This window comes from Desulfobulbus sp., assembly GCF_030824455.1.
Taxonomy (GTDB): domain Bacteria; phylum Desulfobacterota; class Desulfobulbia; order Desulfobulbales; family Desulfobulbaceae; genus Desulfobulbus.
Window position 1 is genome coordinate 22,140 of record NZ_JAVBXR010000095.1, and the last position, 19,318, is coordinate 41,457.

At 62.9% G+C, this 19,318-nt stretch carries 13 protein-coding genes; 7 read left to right on the forward strand and 6 right to left on the reverse strand.

Annotation, left to right across the window (positions count from 1 at the left end):
- Positions 1-23 precede the first annotated feature (23 nt).
- The gene (gene gltB, locus RCH93_RS11455; RefSeq protein WP_306548542.1) at positions 24-4,472 is read right to left on the reverse strand and encodes a glutamate synthase large subunit; all 4,449 of its coding nucleotides are present in this window, start codon (positions 4,470-4,472) and stop codon (positions 24-26) included.
- Positions 4,473-4,718: 246 nt separating this feature from the next.
- On the opposite strand from gltB, the gene RCH93_RS11460 reads away from it, so the two are divergent.
- From RCH93_RS11460 to RCH93_RS11475, 4 genes are all read left to right on the forward strand, one after another.
- Complete coding sequence (locus tag RCH93_RS11460) at positions 4,719-6,041, forward strand: CBS domain-containing protein (RefSeq protein WP_306548543.1); 1,323 nt, start codon at positions 4,719-4,721, stop codon at positions 6,039-6,041.
- Between the two features lie 203 nt (positions 6,042-6,244).
- Positions 6,245-8,281 carry a TonB-dependent siderophore receptor gene (locus tag RCH93_RS11465; RefSeq protein ID WP_306548544.1) on the forward strand — a complete coding sequence of 679 codons (2,037 nt, stop codon included), beginning with the start codon at positions 6,245-6,247 and terminating at the stop codon, positions 8,279-8,281.
- A 36-nt stretch (positions 8,282-8,317) separates the two neighbouring features.
- Positions 8,318-8,836 carry a YfiR family protein gene (locus RCH93_RS11470; protein ID WP_306548545.1) on the forward strand — a complete coding sequence of 173 codons (519 nt, stop codon included), beginning with the start codon at positions 8,318-8,320 and terminating at the stop codon, positions 8,834-8,836.
- A gap of 2 nt (positions 8,837-8,838) precedes the next feature.
- Positions 8,839-11,664, forward strand: coding sequence for a response regulator (locus RCH93_RS11475; protein ID WP_306548546.1), 2,826 nt, complete (start codon positions 8,839-8,841; stop codon positions 11,662-11,664).
- 34 nt (positions 11,665-11,698) lie between these two features.
- On the opposite strand, the gene RCH93_RS11480 is transcribed toward RCH93_RS11475, so the two are convergent.
- Complete coding sequence (locus RCH93_RS11480) at positions 11,699-12,040, reverse strand: histidine triad nucleotide-binding protein (protein WP_306548547.1); 342 nt, start codon at positions 12,038-12,040, stop codon at positions 11,699-11,701.
- Between the two features lie 36 nt (positions 12,041-12,076).
- Positions 12,077-12,823 carry a hypothetical protein gene (locus RCH93_RS11485; protein ID WP_306548548.1) on the reverse strand — a complete coding sequence of 249 codons (747 nt, stop codon included), beginning with the start codon at positions 12,821-12,823 and terminating at the stop codon, positions 12,077-12,079.
- Between the two features lie 123 nt (positions 12,824-12,946).
- On the opposite strand from RCH93_RS11485, the gene RCH93_RS11490 reads away from it, so the two are divergent.
- The 3 genes from RCH93_RS11490 to RCH93_RS11500 all read left to right on the forward strand — a co-directional run bounded on the left by RCH93_RS11490 (position 12,947) and on the right by RCH93_RS11500 (position 17,295).
- Positions 12,947-14,308, forward strand: a complete 1,362-nt coding sequence (locus RCH93_RS11490; protein ID WP_306548549.1) for a DEAD/DEAH box helicase — start codon at positions 12,947-12,949, stop codon at positions 14,306-14,308.
- Between the two features lie 212 nt (positions 14,309-14,520).
- Positions 14,521-16,320 (forward strand): translational GTPase TypA, encoded by a 1,800-nt coding sequence (gene typA, locus RCH93_RS11495; RefSeq protein ID WP_306548550.1) that lies wholly within the window; start codon positions 14,521-14,523, stop codon positions 16,318-16,320.
- 198 nt (positions 16,321-16,518) lie between these two features.
- Positions 16,519-17,295, forward strand: coding sequence for a hypothetical protein (locus RCH93_RS11500; protein WP_306548551.1), 777 nt, complete (start codon positions 16,519-16,521; stop codon positions 17,293-17,295).
- A 16-nt stretch (positions 17,296-17,311) separates the two neighbouring features.
- On the opposite strand, the gene RCH93_RS11505 is transcribed toward RCH93_RS11500, so the two are convergent.
- From RCH93_RS11505 to RCH93_RS11515, 3 genes are read right to left on the reverse strand one after another with little or no spacing between them, the layout of a single operon-like run.
- Positions 17,312-17,755, reverse strand: coding sequence for an NUDIX hydrolase (locus tag RCH93_RS11505; protein WP_306548552.1), 444 nt, complete (start codon positions 17,753-17,755; stop codon positions 17,312-17,314).
- Between the two features lie 20 nt (positions 17,756-17,775).
- Entirely contained in the window at positions 17,776-18,354 is a 579-nt protein-coding gene (locus RCH93_RS11510; RefSeq protein ID WP_306548553.1) for a hypothetical protein, read from the reverse strand.
- A 15-nt stretch (positions 18,355-18,369) separates the two neighbouring features.
- Positions 18,370-19,236, reverse strand: coding sequence for an OB-fold nucleic acid binding domain-containing protein (locus tag RCH93_RS11515; protein ID WP_306548554.1), 867 nt, complete (start codon positions 19,234-19,236; stop codon positions 18,370-18,372).
- Positions 19,237-19,318 lie beyond the last annotated feature (82 nt).

Consider the following 19,318-nt stretch of genomic DNA (forward strand, 5'->3'; position numbering starts at 1 on the left):
GGGGCGCCGTGAGGTAAAAAGGTTTATTCGCCGCGCTGGCGGAGTCGGTCGAGCAGGCCGGAGAGATCGGCGGCCTTGGGTTTGACCAGCCAGAACTTGCCGATGTAGTCGAGGTAATCGTCCAGCAGCCGCCAGCCCCAGTCGCTGTTGGTTTCGCGGCAGAACTCCTCGATCACCCGGTGGAGGTGGTTGCGGTGCTCCTCCATGTAGCCGGAGTGGACGCGCTGGATCTCCACCAGTTCGTGGTTGTATTTGTCGACAAAGCTGTTGTCGAGATCCAGCACATAGGCAAAGCCGCCGGTCATGCCGGCCCCGAAGTTGCTGCCGGTGGGGCCGAGCACGGCGACCAGACCGCCGGTCATGTACTCGCAGCCGTGATCGCCCAGCCCTTCGACCACCGCATGGGCGCCGGAGTTGCGCACCGCAAACCGCTCGCCGGCCTGACCCGAGGCGTACAATCGGCCGCCGGTGGCGCCGTAGAGGCAGGTGTTGCCCATGATGCTGGCGGCCTCGGTCTTGAAGGTCGAGCGGTGCGGCGGCCGGAGCACGATCTTGCCGCCGGCCATGCCCTTGCCGACGTAGTCGTTGGCGTCGCCGTTGAGGTAGAGTTCCAGACCGCCGACGTTCCAGGCCCCGAAGCTTTGGCCGGCAATGCCGGTCAGCTTGAGTTTGATCGGCGCATCCACCATGCCCTGGTTGCCCCAGCGTCGGGCGATCTCGCCGCTGAGCCGGGCCCCGACGGCGCGGTCGCCGTTGGTCAGGGCGTAGGCAAAGGCGCCGCCGGTTTTGGCTTCAATCGCGGGCAGGATGTCCCGCACCATCTGTTCGGCCAGCGGTCCCTTGTCAAAGGGTTGATTGCGGCTGACGGTGCAGTGGCGGGGCTTTTGCGCCAGCAGGCTGTCGGTGTGGAGCAGGGGACGGAGATCAAGCCGCTGCTGCCGGGGCGTGACTCCGGCCACGGGTTCGAGCAGGTCGACCCGGCCAACCAGTTCCTCCAGGCTGCGCACGCCGAGCAGCGCCAGCCACTCCCTGGTTTCCTGGGCGACGAAGCGGAAATAGTTGACCACCTTGGCGACCGTGCCCTGGTAGTGGTCGCGGCGGAGGTCGTCGCGCTGGGTGGCCAGGCCGGTGGCGCAGTTGTTGAGGTGGCAGATGCGTAGATACTTGCAGCCCAGCGCCACCATCGGCGCCGTGCCGAAGCCAAAGCTCTCGGCCCCGAGCATGGCCGCCTTGACCACGTCGAGCCCGGTTTTGAGGCCGCCGTCGGTCTGCAGTCGGATTTTGTCGCGCAGGTCGTTGGCCTGCAGGGTCTGATGGACCTCGGCCAAGCCCAGTTCCCAGGGCGAACCGGCATGGCGGATCGAGGAGACCGGGCTGGCGGCGGTGCCGCCGTCGTAGCCGGAAACAGTGATCAGGTCGGCGTAGGCCTTGGCCACGCCGGCGGCAATGGCCCCGATGCCGGGCCGGGACACCAGCTTCACCGAAACCAGGGCCGCCGGGTTGACCTGCTTGAGGTCAAAGATCAGCTGGGCCAGATCCTCGATGGAGTAGATGTCGTGGTGCGGCGGCGGCGAGATCAGGGTGACGCCGGGCACGGCGTAGCGCAGACGCGCAATCAGTCCGTTGACCTTGCCGCCCGGCAGCTGGCCGCCCTCGCCGGGCTTGGCCCCCTGGGCGATTTTGATCTGCAGCACCTCGGCGTTGACCAGATAGTGCGGGGTAACGCCAAAGCGTCCCGAGGCGATCTGTTTGATCTTGGAAACTTTTTGCGTGCCGTAGCGGGCCGGGTCCTCGCCGCCCTCGCCGCTGTTGGAGCGGCCGCCCATGCTGTTCATCGCCTCGGCCAGGGCTTCGTGGGCCTCGGGCGAGAGCGCGCCCAGCGACATGGCGGCGGTGTCGAAGCGGCGGATGATAGCCTCCACTGGTTCCACCTGGTCGATGGGGATGGGCTTGAGGTCGCGGCGCAGGCCGAGCAGGTCGCGCAGCACGGCCGGCTCGCGGCGGTTGATCAGGTCGGCGCAGGTTTGCCACTGGTTGTAGTCGCCGCTCTTGACCGCCGCCTGCAGCCCCGTGACCACGTCGGGGTTGAAGGCGTGGTATTCCTGGCCGTGCATGAATTTGAGCAGACCGCCCATCTGGATCGGTTTTCGCGGGCTGACCGCCGCCCGGGCCAGGATCTTCTGGTCGGCCTCCAGGTCGGCGAAGCCCGCCCCCTGGATGCGGCTGGGCGTGCCGGGGAAACAGAGGTTGACGACTTCCTCGTCCAGGCCGATGATCTCAAACAACTGCGCCCCCCGGTACGAGGCCACGGTGGAGATGCCCATCTTGGAGATGATTTTCAAGAGGCCCTTCTTGATGCCCTTGCGGTACTGCTTGATCGCCAGGTCCGGGGCCAGGTCCAACTCGCCGCTGCGGCAGAGATCGGCCAGCACCGCATAGCTGAGATAGGGATAAACCGCGGTGGCCCCGAAACCAATCAGGGCCGCAATCTGGTGGGAATCCCGCGCCGTGGCCGTGGCGACCAGGAGGTTGGCGTTGCAGCGCAGGCCCGCCTGGGCAAGGTGGTGGTGCACCGCGCCGGTGGCCAGCAGGGCGTGGATCGGCAACAGGGGCGGGGCGCAGTCCTGGTCGGTGAGCAGCAGCAGGACGCAGCCGGAACGGACCGCTTCGGCCGCCTGGAGGCACAGCCCCTCGATGGCCTGGCGCATGTTGTGGGTTTGCGGATCATAGCCGAGCGACAGCCGACACAGTCGGTAGCCCCAGCGGTCGAGATGGACGAGCGCCCGGTATTTCTCGGTGGAGAGCACCGGCGAGGTGAGGATGACCCGGCTGGCGTGCTGCTCCGATTCCTCGAAGATCGATTGCTGTTCCGGGCCGATGCAGGTTTCCAGCGACATCACCACCGCCTCGCGCAGGGGATCGATCGGCGGGTTGGTCACCTGGGCGAACTGCTGGCGGAAAAAGTCGTAGAGCGGCCGTTGCTGGCGGGAAAGCACCGCCATCGGGGTGTCGTCGCCCATCGAACCGGTGGCCTCCTGGCCGGTTTCGGCCAGCGGCCGCAACAGCTGGTCGCGCTCCTCAAAGCTGACCTGGTACATCTTCATCGCCGTTTTGAGCGGCTCGCCTTCCAGCTCCCTGGTGGCCCGGTCCTGGTCCAGGGCGCCTTCGAGGCGCAGGGTGTTGTCCTTGAGCCACTGTTTGTAAGGGTGGCGGCGTTTGAGTTGCTCGTCGATCTCGCCGGTGTGGCGCAGGGCGCCGGTTTGGGTGTCGACCGAAAGCATCTGGCCCGGACCGAGGCGGCCTTTGGCAACCACCTCGCCGGCGTCGTATTGGTAGACGCCAATTTCCGAGGCCACGGTCAGGAAGTCGTCGCGGGTCAGCACCCAGCGCGAGGGGCGCAGGCCGTTGCGGTCTAGGGCGCAGACCGCATAACGGCCGTCGGAAATCACCAGGCCGGCCGGACCGTCCCAGCTCTCGGTGTGCATCGAATTGAATTCGTAGAAGGCGCGCAGGTCGGCGTCGAGGTGTTCGACGTTCTGCCAGGCCGGCGGGATGAGCATGCGCACCGCCCGGTGGAGGTCCATGCCGCCGGCGACCAGGACTTCGAGCATGTTGTCGAGGCTGGAGGAATCCGAACCAGTGCGGTTGACCAGCGGCGCAATGGCCTCGATGTCCGGCAGGAGCGGGGTCTTGAACTTGCCCGTCCGCGCCTCGGCCCAATTGCGGTTGCCGCTGATGGTGTTGATCTCGCCGTTGTGGGCCAGCAGACGGAAGGGTTGGGCCAGCGGCCAGCGCGGCATGGTGTTGGTGGAAAAGCGCTGGTGGAAGACGCAGATCGCGCTCTCCAGGGCCGGATCGGCCAGGTCGGGGAAGAAGCCGGGCAGGTCAACCGGCATCATCAACCCCTTGTAGACCACCACGCCCTCGCTGAGGCTGACGATGTAGCACTCCGGGTCGGCTATCAGCCGTTTTTCCGCTCTTCTTCGGGCAATCAGCAGCCGGGCGGTCAGTTGTTCGCGGCTCAACTCCTCGCAGTTGACAAAAACCTGGAGGAATCGCGGCAGAGAGGCCAGGGCAATCGGCCCTAGACAGTCGGGGTTGGTGGGAACCTCTCGCCAGCCCGCCGGCTGCAACCCCTGCGCGGTCAGCTCGGCCTCGACAACGGCGCGCGCCTCCTCGGCCCGGCCCTTGTCCTGGCTGAGCATCAAGGCGCCAACCCCGTAGAGCGGGGTCAGTTCGCCGGCCCCGCAGAGGCGGGCCGCCTGGCGGAGGAACGCGTCCGGCTTTTGCAGCAGCAGGCCGCAGCCGTCGCCGGTGCGGCCGTCGGCGGCGATCCCGCCGCGGTGGGTCATGCAGGTCAGCGCCTCGATGCCGGTTCGCACCAAACGGTGGCTGGTTTCGCCCTTGATATGGGCAATCAGGCCGAAGCCGCAATTGTCCTTGCATTCATTCAGATCGTAAAGCCCTTGCATGGGTCCCCTGTGCGGTTGAGAAATCTTGTGGCCAGTAAAGCATTGGCCGTCGTTCAGCGCAACAGGAATTGTTCCTAAACGATCAGCGTTTTCATAAATGACCGGCCGTTCGTTTGCAGACCAGCGACTCTTGTATTGACAGGCTGTTTGAGTCCTATATGGTAACGAACTGCTTGGAAGCATTGCGCCAACACTGTTTTTTTGACCGTCACGCGGCCCCGGACCCGATCTGCGTCGCTCAACCCCTTGCCCATCAACGCCTCCGAATCCATGCAAATCGCCACCACCCACCGCAACACCGATTTTGACGGCCTGGCCTCGATCATCGCCGCCACTCTGCTCTATCCCGGAACCGTTGCCGTTTGCCCCAAAAACGTCAATCCCAACGTCCACCGGTTTCTTTCCCTCCACAAAACCTCGTTTGACATCATCCTGGCCAGCGAGGTCAAGCTGGAGGAGGTCACCCGCCTGATCGTGGCCGACACCAACCAGTGGCGCCGGCTTGACCGGGTGGAGCAGCTCAAGGATCGGGACAACGTTGAACTGCTGCTCTGGGACCATCATCTGGGCATCGGCGACATCAATCCCCACTGGCAGTGCGTGGAAAAGATCGGGGCCACCATCACCCTGTTGACGCGCGAGCTCAAGGCGCAGAACATCGCCCTGACGCCCCTGCAGGCCACCCTGTTTTTGCTCGGGCTCTACGAGGACACCGGCCAGTTGACCTTCAGTTCCACCACCCCGGAGGACGCGCGGGCCGCCGCCTTTCTCCTTGAGCAGGGCGCGGATTTGAACATCGCGGTCGATTTTCTCAACATGGCCTACGGCGAGGTGCAGAAAAAGGTGCTGTTTCGCCTGATGCGCGACGCCGAGCAACATGAGATCAAGGGCAAGCGGGTCGGCATCGGCGTGGTCCAGATCAACAAGCACGTCGAGCTGGCCATGGTGGTGCAGCTCTACGGCAAGATTGTCAACGCCGACGCGGTGTTCGTGATCTTCGTCAACGAGAGCGGCGGTTTTTTTGTCATCGGCCGCAGCAGCGCCCCGGAGATCAACGTCAACACCATTCTGCAGAGATTCGGCGGCGGCGGCCATCCGGGCGCCGGTTCGGCCACGATCAACGACAGCCAAACGACCTCAGGCGCAATCCGGCAGAAGATTATCGCCGCCCTGCACGAGGTCCAGCGCGGCGGCGCCCAGGTGGCGGACATGATGTCCTTTCCGGTGACCACCGTTGCCCCGGAAACGCCCATGCACGAGATTCAACGGATTATGGAAGAGGAAAAGATTCGCGGCGTGCTGGTGGAAGAGGATGACTGCCTGCGCGGCATCGTGGTGCTGTGGGATCTGAAAAAACTGCGGCTGCAGAAGCAGTGGAACAGCCCGGTCAAGGCCTTCATGAACCGCAAGGTGGCGACCATCGCTCCCGAGGCCTTGGCCAGCGAGGCGGCGGATTTGATGGTCCAGAAGAACATCGGCCATCTGCCGGTGGTCCAGGGGGAAAAGGTGATCGGCATCGTCACCCGCACCGACGTGATCAATTATCTCTACGGCATGCTGCCGTCCTGACCGGGGCCGCCCCTGCAAAGCGGAAGCGTGAATATCGGGGGATTGCCGTCGCCCAGGCCGCGCATCTTTCCGTTTTGTTTCACTGTTGAATTGTGCTACTGTCACCCGCTTTGAGGGGGATGGCGCATGTTTTTTGCAAAGCCCGGCCATTGGCAGTCGCATTCGTCGCGCCGGCGGGCAGGTTTTTGGGATGTGGAGTGATCATGGATTGGATCGATCATAAAATGGCGGCGGCAGTGGCGCTGCTGTGCGTCGTCGGCGTCGACATGGCGAGGGCGACGGAAGACAATGAATACCTCGACATGGACATCGGCCAACTGATGAACGTCACCGTCACCTCGGTGGCCAAGAAGGCCCAGCCCCTGTCGGATGCGGCGGCGGCGGTGTTTGTGATCACCCAGGAGGATATTCGCCGTTCCGGCGTAACCACCGTCCCCGACGCCCTGGCCATGGCCCCGGGACTGCAGGTGGCCCAAATCAGCGCTTCGAAATGGTCGGTTTCTTCCCGGGGTTTTGCCGGCCTCACCTCCAACAAGCTGCTGGTGCTGATCGACGGCCGTTCGGTCTATTCCCCAGCCCACAGCGGCGTGTTCTGGGACACGCAAAACGTCATGCTCGAAGACGTCGAACGGATCGAGGTGGTGCGCGGCTCGGGCGGCACCCTGTGGGGGGCCAACGCGGTCAACGGCGCGATCAACATTATCACCAAGAAGGCCGAAGACACCCAGGGCGCATTGGTCCGGGCCGGCGTGGGCTCTCAGCACACCTCTTCCAGCGCCGCCCGCTACGGCGGCAAGATCAGCGACGTCGCCTATGGCCGCGTGTACCTGACCTATGACGACCATGCGAGCAACACCCTCCACCAGACCGGCGGAGACGCCGACGATTCTTCGCAGCCGATGCAGACCGGTTTTCGCATGGACGGCAAACCGGGCAACGGCCAGGAATGGACCCTGCAGGGCGACGTGTACGAGAACAACGGCGACCAGTTGGTGTTTCCGTATTGGACGGCCGAGTCGGTCGTGCCCGCCGCCCTGTTCGACGAGATCGACGCCAAAGGCGCCAACCTGTTGGGCCGCTGGCGGCAGGAGTTAGGCGACGGGAAGGCCGTGACTTTCAAGGCCTATTACGACAACGCCCAGCGCGACGAAGCCATCTATAAACTTCAGTTCGACACCCTTGATTTGGACCTGCAGTACGAAACCAAACTGGGGCAGCGACAGAACCTGACCATGGGAACCGGTTATCGATCCGTCCAGGGTTCGTTTGACCGGACCTTCCAAATCTCCTTGCCGGATCGGAGCGATTCGCTGTACAGCGCCTTTCTCCAGGACGAGATCAATATCCTGGCCGACAGGCTGTGGCTGACCCTGGGCAGCAAGTACGAACACAACGACTACACCGGCAGCGAATGGCAGCCCAGCGCCAAGCTGCTGTGGAAGCCGGCGGACCGCCACTCCCTGTGGGCCTCGGCGGCACGGGCCGTCCGCACCCCGGCGATTGTCGAACAGTACGGCCGGTTGACCATGGCCAGATATTCAATCCCCAATCCCTACGTTCCCGCCGGACCTCCATTGGAAGGCACGGTCTCCTTTGTCGGCAATCCCGACTTTGACTCGGAAATCGTCAACGCCTACGAAACCGGGTATCGCTGGCAGGCAACGGATGCGCTTTCCTTTGATCTGGCCCTGTTTTACAACGACTACGATGAAATTTACACGGTCAAACCGCCGCCGACGCCAAGCCTGGACGTTGATTATGAATTCGTCAACGGCCAGAGCGGCCACGGCTATGGATTTGAGCTGGCGGCCGACTGGAAGGCGCGCTCATGGCTTTCGTTTATCCTTACCTATTCGTATCTCCAACTGGATTTGACCACCGACCCGATGGTCGGCAGCCAATCCGGCAGTTCGCTGGTGGAAGACGCCGCGCCACAGCAACAACTTGGGCTCCGTTCGTCCATCCTCCTGGCCCCGGATTGGCGCTTGAATCTGTGGGGACGCTATGTCGACCAAATTTCGGGAAGAAACAGCTCCGATTTGCTTGGTCAGCCCGTGCCCATTGACGCGTACTGTCTGTTGGACGCCAACCTGATCTGGACCCCGAACAAACAGCTGGAGGTGATGCTGGCCGGTCAGAACCTGACCAACAGCGGCCAACTGCAATACCTGTCCGAGTACTCAACCCCGGCCACCGAAATAGACCGCGGCGTGTACGGCAAAATCACCTGGCGGTTTTGAGGGCGCGTACACCCCGTGATGCCCGGTAAACGTTTCATGGCCGTTTTGCTGGCGGCGCTGTTGCTCGTGCTTGGCGGCGTCGTTGTTCGGGCGGAGCAAGGGGAGGTTGAGTACAAGGTGAAGGCCGCTTTTTTACTCAACTTCGCCCGCTTTGCCGCGTGGCCGGAGAGCGCTGCTCCAGAGCCGCGCTTTGCCCTCTGCGTGCTTGGCGACGACCCCTTTGGTCCGGCCTTGGCCGGCATCGAGTCCAAGGAGATCGGCGGCAAGACGATTCTGTTGCGCCATCCCGCCTCGGCTGCGGACGGCATCGACCAGTGCCGGTTGCTGTTTGTCGGCAAGTCGGAACAGGGCAATCTGGCGCGTATTCTCTCAACGATCGCCGGCCAGCCGATCCTCACGGTCAGCGACATCGAAGGTTTTGCCAAGGCCGGCGGCGTCTTTGAATTCAAGGATCGGGACGGACGGCTTTCCTTTATCATCAATAACACCAAGGCCAGGGCCAGCGGGATGCACATCAGTGCCTCGCTGCTCAATCTGGCCGTTGAAGTGCTGTAGTTATGAAAAAGTGGTTTCTCCAACTCCCGATCCGCTCCAAGTTGCATGTGATCGTGCTGCTGTCCTGCTCCACCGCCCTGGTGCTGGTGATGCTGGCCTCCTTTGGCAGCCAATGGTATCTGGTCCGCCGGCAGCTTGCCGACGAGGTGCGCACCCTGGCCATGGTGATTGCGGACAACAGCAGCGCCGGCATTGCCTTTGAGGATCGGGAGGCCCTCAAGCACATCCTGCAATCGCTCTCGGCCAAACCCAACGTCATGGTCGGGTGGGTCTTGAACGCCAAGGGGGAGTTGTTGGCCGAATATGAGCGTGAGCAGTCGGTGCATGTCGGTTATCAGAGGCAAACGTCGGCGGGGCTGGTTGCGGGCGATTTTCGTTTTCACGGGCAACATGCCGAGATCCTCCAGCCGGTCGTCTTGGGCGAGGAAACGATAGGGGCCGTGTTTTTGCTGGTCAGCCTGCGCGACCTCAACCGCAACCTGACGCTGCTGGCGGGGTTGATGCTCGGCATGCTGCTAGTGGGGCTTGGCATGGCCACGCTCTTTTCCCGCCGTTTGCTGAGTGTGATTGTAGAACCGATCAGCGCCCTTTCCCGGATTATGGACGTGATTTCGCGCGAGAAGGACTATACGGTTCGTTCGCCCATCCGCAGCAAGGACGAGCTGGGGCGGCTTGCCAACGGGTTTAACGCGATGATCGCGCAGATTCAGGAGCGCGACCAGTATCTCGAAGAACAGGTGGAGACGCGGACCCACGATTTGCTGGCGGCGAAGGAAGCGGCCGAGGCGGCCAATCAGGCAAAAAGTCTGTTCCTGGCCAACATGAGCCATGAGATTCGGACGCCGATGAATGCAATCATTGGCATGACCCGGTTGGCGCTCGACAATCCATTGGACGCCCAACAGCATACGTTGCTCCAGACCGTCAGAAACGCGGCGGATAGCCTGCTCGGCATTCTCAACGACATCCTCGATTTCTCCAAAATCGAGGCCGGGCAACTGTTGCTCAGCAAAAAGCCCTTTGCACTGCGGCAACTGATGGAAAGCGTGCTGTCCACCATGCAGGCGCCGGCCGCAGAAAAGGGTTTGCGGCTCGAATACGTTGAAAACGCGGCGTTGCCGGCCGTGCTGATCGGCGACGATTTACGCCTGCGGCAGATATTTTTCAATCTGGTGGGCAACGCGGTCAAATTTACCGAAACCGGCTCGGTGACCATCAGGATCGACCGAGAACCCGAAGGCGCGCCCATGGACGGCTGCATGCTCCACTGCAGCGTCAGCGACACGGGCATTGGCATTGAACCCGACAAGCAGGAGCGCATTTTCAACACCTTTGAGCAGGCGGACGGATCGTATGTGCGCAAATACGGCGGCACCGGCCTGGGATTGGCGATCAGCCGGCAACTGGCCGAGATGATGGGCGGTCGGATGTGGGTGGAAAGCACGCCAGGCCAAGGCAGCGACTTTCATTTCATGCTCTGTTTGGAGGTGGGCGAAACGGTTTTGGCGCTCCCGGCCGCCCGCGAGACGTCGGCGCAGCGGCTTTCAGGGCTCCGCATCCTGGTGGTGGACGACAACGAGGTCAATCGCGACCTGGCGCGCATGGTGTTGGAGCGGGATCATCGGGTGCGCACCGCAGCAACCGGCCTCGCCGCGCTGCACGCTTTGGCGGCGGCAGATGCGGCAGAGGCGGGAGAGGTGGACGTGGTGCTGATGGACGTGCAGATGCCGGTCATGGACGGGCTCAGCGCCACCCGGATCATCCGCGCCGTCGAGCAGGGCGATCCGTTGCCCCAGGCGCTTGACGACGAGCTGCGGGAACGACTGGCCGCACGCTTGGCCGGGGGGCATCTGCCAATCATCGCCATGACCGCCCACGCCATGGGCGGCGATCAGGAGATGTGTCTTGAGGCCGGCATGGATGACTATGTGACCAAACCCTTCCAGCCGGAACAGCTGTTTGCCGCCCTGGTGTCGATCAACGGATTGACCGCGGGCGCCTGGCACGCCGTCGACGAGCGGCCGCGCGGCGTAGATGGAGGAGAGGAGGACGTCCCCGAGCCGGCCACGGTGGATCAGATCCGCGATTTTTTCCAGGCGGCGGGCGCCTTTACCCCGGAGCAGGTCGAACGGCTGTTCGTCACCTCGCGCCGGAGCGTGACCGGGTTGCTGGCAACCTGCGAGCGTTCGCTTGCAGTGGGAGATTTTCAGGAACTGGGGCTGGCGGCGCACACCCTCAAGGGCACGCTGTTGCAGTGCGGCCTCTCGGGTTGGGGAGCGTGGGCGCAGGCGTTGTTTCAGCACGCCAAAAATGAAAGCGGGACGGAGGCGGGCGAGGCGTTGACCGCCCTGCAGACTGGGCTGGTTGGCTTGCTGCTGGCCGAGGCGCCTGTCGCCGAAACCCTGCAGGCGGCGATGACGGCGGGCGAGCCGGCAAGCACGCTCGATCGGGCGCGGGTTCTGGTGATGGACGACGAAGAGGTGATTCGGGACGTGGTCGGCGGCATGCTCCAGTATCTGGGATGCGCCTGCGATCTCGCCGCCACCGGCGAGGAGGCTGTAGCTCTGTATGCCCAGGCGCTTGCCGCCGGGAAGGGGTATGACCTTGTCATCGCCGATCTTCAGGTGACCGGCGGCATGGGGGGCGAGGAGACGGCCAGGGAAATTCTGGCCCTTGATCCTGCGGCCCTGATGCTGGTTTCGAGCGGGAATGGGCAGGATCCGGTGATGCAACGGCCTGCGGATTACGGCTTTCGGGGCATGCTGAAGAAACCCTATTCGATCCGGAGCCTCTCCGCCATTTTGGAGGAAATGTCCGGCAAGCCCTGAGCCAGAGCGCGCCGGACGCGGTCGGTTGTCGGGCTCAGCCTGGAGGCCAGGCCATGTTGCGGCCGCCCAGGATGTGCATGTGCAAATGAAACACCGTCTGGCCTGCCTGCGCCCCGTTGTTGAACACCACCCGGTAGTGTGGCGTTCCTTCCTTTAGGGCGATTTCGTTGCCCACTCGCAGCAGTTTTCCCACCATTGGTTCATCTTCCGCGGTCACCGCCGAGGGGCCGCTGAGATGTTTTTTCGGGATCACCAGAAAGTGCACCGGCGCCTGGGGAGCTATGTCGCGGAAGGCGAGCACGTCGTCGTCCTCGTACAGCTTGTTTGCCGGTATTTCTCCGCGCACGATTTTGCAGAACAGACAGTTGTCAGGCATGACGGACCTCTTGGGTTGACGGGCAAAGTGACGGCGTTATCGGGGCGCGCCGACTCGGGGCAGCAGGTGGAAGACCAGGGCGTTGTCGATGCCGGCGATCTTGACCGGCTCCATGGCGATGGGAATCGATTTGGCGCCGACCTTGATGTTGATCATCTCCAAGGCGTCAAGGTCGACCGGATACTCCCGGCCGCCCAAGGCGCCGAGCAGGGGGGCGAGCGCGTCCTCCTGGTTGTCGCCGTTCTGGGCGGCGTCGACGAAACGCGGCGTCACATAGAGCTTGTGCTGGGCCGGATCGAACCGGGTATGCAGGTCGCAGGTCATGGGCAGGCGCACCTCGCCGACCTTGAGCTGGATGTCCTGGCCGGCGAGACGGGTCGTCACCACCAGGTTGCGGCCGGAAAGCACGCCGCGCACGGTGATGATGTTGTCGTGGATGACCAGCTGGTCCAAGGATTCGAGGGTGATGTCGCCCTGCAACTGGCGGCTTTGCGAGGGGATGTCCAGCGGCAGCATTTTTTGCAGCGAGGTCAGCACGGTTTCCGCCGGCAGGGTGATGATAATGTTTTTTTTGCCTTGCGCGCCGGCTGCGGCCAGCGCCGAGAGCGGCAAGAGGAACAGGGCGAACAGCAGCAGGCCGATGTGAAAGGTTTTTTTATTGACCATGGCGGTAAAATACGAAAGAGTGTCTGCAATGCCGCCGGTTTTCCCGATGATGCGGATCAACCGGGCAAGGCCTTGAAGAGAATGAAGAACAATGGAAAGGCGGCGCTTATGAACCACGGGCCGCGTTGCTCCGGGCCAAAAGAAAAAGAAAACACATCAAAATGCTCTATTTTCCCCCGACTGTCAAGCCGACCGACAAGAAAAAGCCCTGCGCGGCGCGGGCGCGCTCAGGTTGTGACCTTGGCTGATCAGGCGCCGCAGCTGACGGTGGATCGCGAATGCCGTCTGACCGGGGCCCCTTCTGCGCTGTCGGCGGCCATCCGCGCCGAGCTGACCATCGACAATCCCAAGTACCAGGCGGCCAAGCAGTTTGGCCGCTGGATCGGCAAGCAGCTCAAACCGCAGCTCTTTTTTTATCGCCAAGAGGGCGACAGCCTCTTTTTTCCGCGCGGATTTGGCAATCAGGCGGTGCGTTTGTGCCGCCGCGAGACCGGCGCGGCGCCGGAAATTGTTGACCAGCGACGCACCCTGGCGGAGCTGGATCTGCGCTTTGAAGGGGAGTTGCGGCCCTACCAGGAGCAGGCCGTCGACGCCGTGCTGGCCCACACCTTCGGGGTGCTGGAGGCCGGCACCGGTTCGGGCAAAACGGTGATGGCCCTTGCCGTTGTCGCCCGTCGCCGGCAACCGACCCTGATTCTGGTCCACTCCAAGGAGCTGATGCACCAGTGGCAAGCGCGTATTCGCCAGTTTCTGAGCGTCGAGGCCGGGCAGGCGGGCGACGGGGTGTTCGACCGCCGACCGCTTACCGTGGCCATCGTCAATACGGCCAAAAACAATCTCGAGCGCTTGCCCGAACATTTTGGCCAGATCGTGGTCGACGAGTGCCATCGGGTCCCGGCCAGCCTGTTCACCGACGTGGTTGCGGCCTTTGACGGCCGCTACATGCTCGGCCTGTCGGCCACCGCCTTCCGCCGGGAAGACGGCATGACCCGCTTGATCCACATCTATATGGGCGAGCGGGTGCACAGCGTGGACGGCCGGATGCTGGCGGCAAGCGGCGCGGTGGTTCGGCCGGAGCTGGACCAGCGCCCCACTGGTTTTGTCTACGAATACCAAGGCGAGTATGCCAAGCTGATCAAGGCCCTGGCTGCCAGCGAGCGGCGCAATCGTTTGATTGTGACTGATGTCCTGAACTTGATCCGGAAAGGGCACCAGGGCACGATCCTGGCGGTCTCGGACCGGGTGGCGCATTGCCGCGCCCTGGCGAGCCTGCTTGCGGCCGAGGGCGCGGCGGCCTCCATCCTTACCGGGCAGACTGGCCCGGAGGAACGGTCGACGATAGTGGCTGAGGTCCAGGCTGGCGGGGTGGCGGTGTTGATCGCCACCCTGCAGCTGATTGGCGAGGGCTTTGACTGCCCCGGGCTGAGCACCCTGGTGCTGGCCACGCCGATCAAGTTCGAGGGGCGACTGTTGCAGGTGGTCGGTCGGATCATGCGGCCCGCCGAGGGCAAGAGGGCGCGGGTGATTGATTATGTCGACGAGAACATCGCGGTGTTGCGGCGCTCGGCAGCCGCCCGCCGACAAATTTTTTTGGCGTGGTGAGCGGCTGGGCTATCAATCTCCTTGTCTTTTTGTCCTTCTTCTTGTATATTTTTTGGTTTTTTATCTCTGTCTGCAGGGGGGCGGCTGTTGCTTGACCAACGAGGCCCGCTCCACCGACGCTTACCCGAATCGTCCTCTTTCCCGAGCGTTTTCCGGGATGTCATTTCTTTACAACACAAATACATAAGCCCCCTTTTCGGGGCGGGAGCAGTATGGATCAGCAGTTTATTCGTAACGTCGCCATTATCGCCCACGTTGACCATGGCAAAACCACGCTTGTCGATCAATTGTTCCGTCAGAGCGGCATGTTCCGCGACAATCAGCAGGTGGCGGAACGATTGATGGATTCCATGGACCTGGAACGTGAGCGCGGCATCACTATTGCCTCGAAAAACGGCTCCTATATTCACGGCGACTATCAGATCAACATCATCGACACCCCTGGTCACGCCGATTTCGGCGGTCAGGTCGAGCGGGTGCTGCGCATGGCCGACGGCGCGGTGCTGCTGGTCGACGCCCAGGAAGGCCCGATGCCGCAGACCTTTTTCGTGGTCAAGAAAGCCCTGGCGGCCGGCCTGCCGATTCTGGTGGTGATCAACAAGATCGACAAGCCTGCGGCGCGCTGCGACTGGGCGGTGGATCAGGTGTTCGGACTGCTGGACCGCCTCGACGCCCCGGACGACATTCTCGATTTCCCGGTGGTCTACGCCTCGGCCAAGGCCGGATTTGCCGTCACCACCCCGGACGCCGAGGTCACGCCGCTCACCGGCATGCACGCGGTCTCCGACATGATCGTCAAACACGTGCCGCCGCCGGCGGGCGATCCCAACGCGCCGCTGCAGCTGCAGGTCAACACCATTGATTACTCGCCCTATTTGGGCCGCTTGGGCATCGGCAAGATCGTCAACGGCAGCCTCAATCTGCGCACGCCGCTGGCTGTGGCCCGGCTCGACGGATCGATCGGCCCGGTGCGGATCAATAAAATCTTTGGCTACTGCGGCGACCAGAAGGTGCCGGTGGAAAGCGCTTCGGTCGGCGACATTGTCGCCCTGGCCGGCATGGACGACGTCACCGTGGGCGTCACCTTCACCGATCCGGTCAATCCCCAGCCCCTGCCGCTGATCGTGATTGATCCGCCCACCATTTCGATGAACTTCATCCCCAACGACTCGCCCTTTGCCGGTCAGGACGGCAAGTTCGTCACCTCCCGCCATCTGGAAGAGCGGCTCTCTCGGGAGACGCTGGCTGACGTGGCGCTGCAGGTCGAACCGCTGACCGACGCGGTCGGCTACCGGGTCTCCGGGCGCGGCGAGCTGCATCTCTCCATTCTGATTGAGAAAATGCGGCGCGAGGATTACGAGTTCCAGGTCACCCGGCCCCAGGTGATCATGCGCGAGGTCGACGGCAAGACCCTGGAACCCTACGAGGAGTTGTCGGTGGACGTGGACGAGCAGTATCAGGGCGTGGTGATCGAAAAGCTGGGCAAGTTGAAGGGCGTGCTCGAGGACATGCAGGTGGAAAAATCCATGACCCGGATGAAATTCAAGGTGCCCACCCGCGGCCTGCTCGGATATCGTTCCACCTTCATGACCGACACCCGCGGCATGGGCGTGATGAATTACATCTTTGCCGAGTGGGGTCCCTATGCCGGCGAAATCCAGAATCGGGTCAACGGGGTGATGATCGTCAAAGAGCCGAGCACCACCGTGGCCTATGCCCTGTTCAACCTGCAGGACCGCGGCCGGCTCTTTCTCGGACCGGGAATCGACACCTATCCAGGGATGATCATTGGCGAACATTGTCGTCCGGCCGACCTGATCGTCAATCCGGCCAAAGGCAAGAAACTGACCAACATGCGCGCCTCGGGCTCGGATGAGGCGGTTATTCTCACCCCGCCGGTTGACATGAGCCTTGAGGAGTGCATTGCCTACATTAACGACGACGAGTTGGTGGAGATCACCCCTAAAGCCATCCGCTTGCGCAAGAAGAAGGACGCCAAGATTCGCGGCTAGATTTTTTATTCCCAGGGAGGCGGCATGAAAGAATTGCTCATGGTTGTTGCGGCGATTTTGACCGGTGTTGCCGTCTTTGCAGTGATTGTCAGGCGGTCAGGGGGCGATTGTCTCCCCTGACTGCTGCTCTACGGCTCCGCAGGTGCGGGGCTCGTTGTCTATGCGGTGTTGAAGACCCTCTTCTGAGCTTGCGCGCCGATGCCGACCCGTACACCCGACCCCCTGTTTGCCCTGGACGATCCCGTGTCCCTGATCCGCGCCCGGATGCAGGAAAAACGCCTCTTTGAGGCGCGGTTTCTCTGTCGGCAGTTGGTGGGGGAGATCGGCGCAAGTGAAAAAAAGGCGTTGGAGCGAGAGCTGACCGGGCTGTTGACCCAGGTCGAGCAGTTGCGGCGTCAGGCCCAGGCGCTGGTTGCCGACGGGCGCAGGGAGCAGGCGGCGGCGGTGTACGGCGAGATCGCCGCGATTGCCATTGATGTGCCGGGGGTGGCGGAGGAACAACGCGCCCTGGAAGGCGCCGAGGCTCTTGTTGCCCGGATCGCCGGCAAAACGGGGCCGTTGGAGCGGCCGGATCTGGAGCCGACCCCTCGTGTCGATGTTCAGGCGCAGGCGTCGACGGTTGACGACTCGCCGCAGGCTCCCCCAAAGCAACAGCAACCTGGAAGGCTTGTCTGGTTGGCCGTTTCGCTGCTGGGGATTCTGGCGCTGCTCGCGCTGCTGGTCTGGCGCGTCGGCATGCACGCCTCGGCGCCCCAATCCACTACTCCCCCTCCGGCGGCGCAGACGATCACTATCCGGCCGCTGGACCTTCCCCCCCCTGCTGTTGAGCAACCGCAGCAATTGCAGCAAGTTCAGCCGCTGCAACAGGCAGCGGAGCCGGTCGTTCCGCTCGCTGAGCCCGAGAATGTTCCGGCTCCTCCCTCCCCCTCCCTTAAGCTGGGAACCCTGCAGGTGGAAGACGCCGAGCGTCGGTAGCCGGTTCTCCCGCCCGTTACAGCCCCGGCAACTTGCCGGTTTGTTTGAAATCGAAATAATCCCCTACAATGCGTTCGTGGTCAAAGGCCAGTTTGGGCAGGTTGTCTTGAAAAAAGACGTCCGCGTGTTGGGCGTCGTCCGCAGCCTCCGGGCGGCCGCTGGCCGTGGCGATGAACACGGTCGAGGCGGTGTGCTGACGGGCGTCCCGTTTGGGGTCTGAATAGGTGTGCAGCTGGCGTTGCAGCTCAACCGTCAGCCCCGTCTCCTCGGCGGCCTCCCGTCTGGCCGCGTCCTCAAACGATTCGCCGTAATCGACAAAGCCGCCGGGCAAAGCCCATCCGTAAGGCGGATTTTTGCGTTCAATCAGCACAATGCCGCCTTCGGTTTCAATGATGATGTCCACAGTGGGGGCCGGGTTGCGATAGACGCTCAGTGACGCGCCGCAGGAAGGGCATTGCATGGGAAACTCCGGAAGAGAGATTACAGGCAGAGGGCGCGGATGTCGTCCCAGCTGCGCACCGTGGGCAGATCGTGCCGCCCCTGGTTCCAGGGCTGGGCAAAGACAATCGAGCGGATGCCGGCCTGCCGCAGTTGCAGGCAGGTTTCGGCCCGGTCGTCGACAAAGGTTGAAAGGCCAAGGTCCTTGATGTGGCGGGCCTTGTCGTCGTGATCGCCCATGGCCACCACCCGAATTCGGCGCCTGGCCTGGGCCGGAAAAACGGTGTGCAACCAGTGGTGCACCGGTTCCGCGTCCGGTCGGGCAGTGACTATGGTGACCTGGCCGTGGCCGGTCAGGTCGTCGAGCACCGCAACCGCGCCGGGCATGGGCAAGAGACCCGTGCCCACCGAGTCGTGGAGGATCTGGAGAAAAATAGACTCGGCAAGGCCTGCGTCCATGTCCAGGCACTGCTCCACGGAAAAGTCGGTGATGTCCTCGGGGCGGATGCCGCAGTGGCCGTACTGTTCGCAGGCGATGCGGATAAAGGCCTCAACGGTGTCGGCAATCACCCCGTCGAAATCAAAGCCGATTTCGGCGGGGCGGATCTTGGCGATTTTCATAGACTGAGGATGCGGTTATTTCTCAACCTTGGCGTCTTCGACGATGACCACATACTTGTAGCCGGCGCCAAAATCACGTTCCGCGCTCAGTTTGCCTTCAACCGTTACCACCGCGCCTTCGCCGGGATCTTCCGTGGTCGTGGCCACCAGATCATGCTCGTTTTTGAGTGGATTGCCGGTGCCGTCCTGGAGGTGCAGCCAGTTCTTGCCCATGATCATCCGGGAGATCTTCATCACCTTGCCCCGCACGCGGACGGTTTTGCCGTTCAACTCCTTGCCCTGCTCAAAGCATTCGCCCACCGAATAACTGTTTTCGCCGACGGCCTTGTTGACGTTGACGTCGGACGAGGAGGGCACCACCGCGCCTGCGCTGCCGGTCGAAGGGCCCGTCATTTCGGCGGCGTCCCCTGGCGCGGCCTTGCCGCTGCTCTCGGCCTGCAGGGCGGCGTCAAAGCCGGCTCCCGTTTTGCCCGGTTCGGCCGGCTTGTCTGCGGGAGGAGCGGCTGGGCTGGCTGCTGTTGGCGCGCCTGCGTCCAGGCCAGGAGAAAAGACAATGGCGGCAAAGGTGCGGTTCAGGGTTTTGGAGGTGAAATCTTTCATGGTCATGCCCGGCGCGCAGGTCACGACCTGTCCGGCTGCAATCTTGGTTTCTGGAATGGCGACCCAGATTTGTCCCTGGGCGGCGTCGAGCAGCAGATAGGTGTAGCCGCTGCTGTTCATGGTTTCGACGATTTTGCCCTGCAGGGCGACGCCGTCAAGGGAGGCGTTGGCTGCGGCCGGCGCCGGCGGCGCGGCTGGTTTTTCTTCGGCAAGGGCCAGCGTTGGGGCGATCAGGCACAGGGACAGAGCGGTGCGGCTGAGAACTTTTTTCAATGAAAACATGGATAAATCTCCAGCAAGAGTGACAGGATGAAGAGGCGTCGACCGCAGGCGGCATGCACGGCGGCGGTGCTGCTCTACGTCA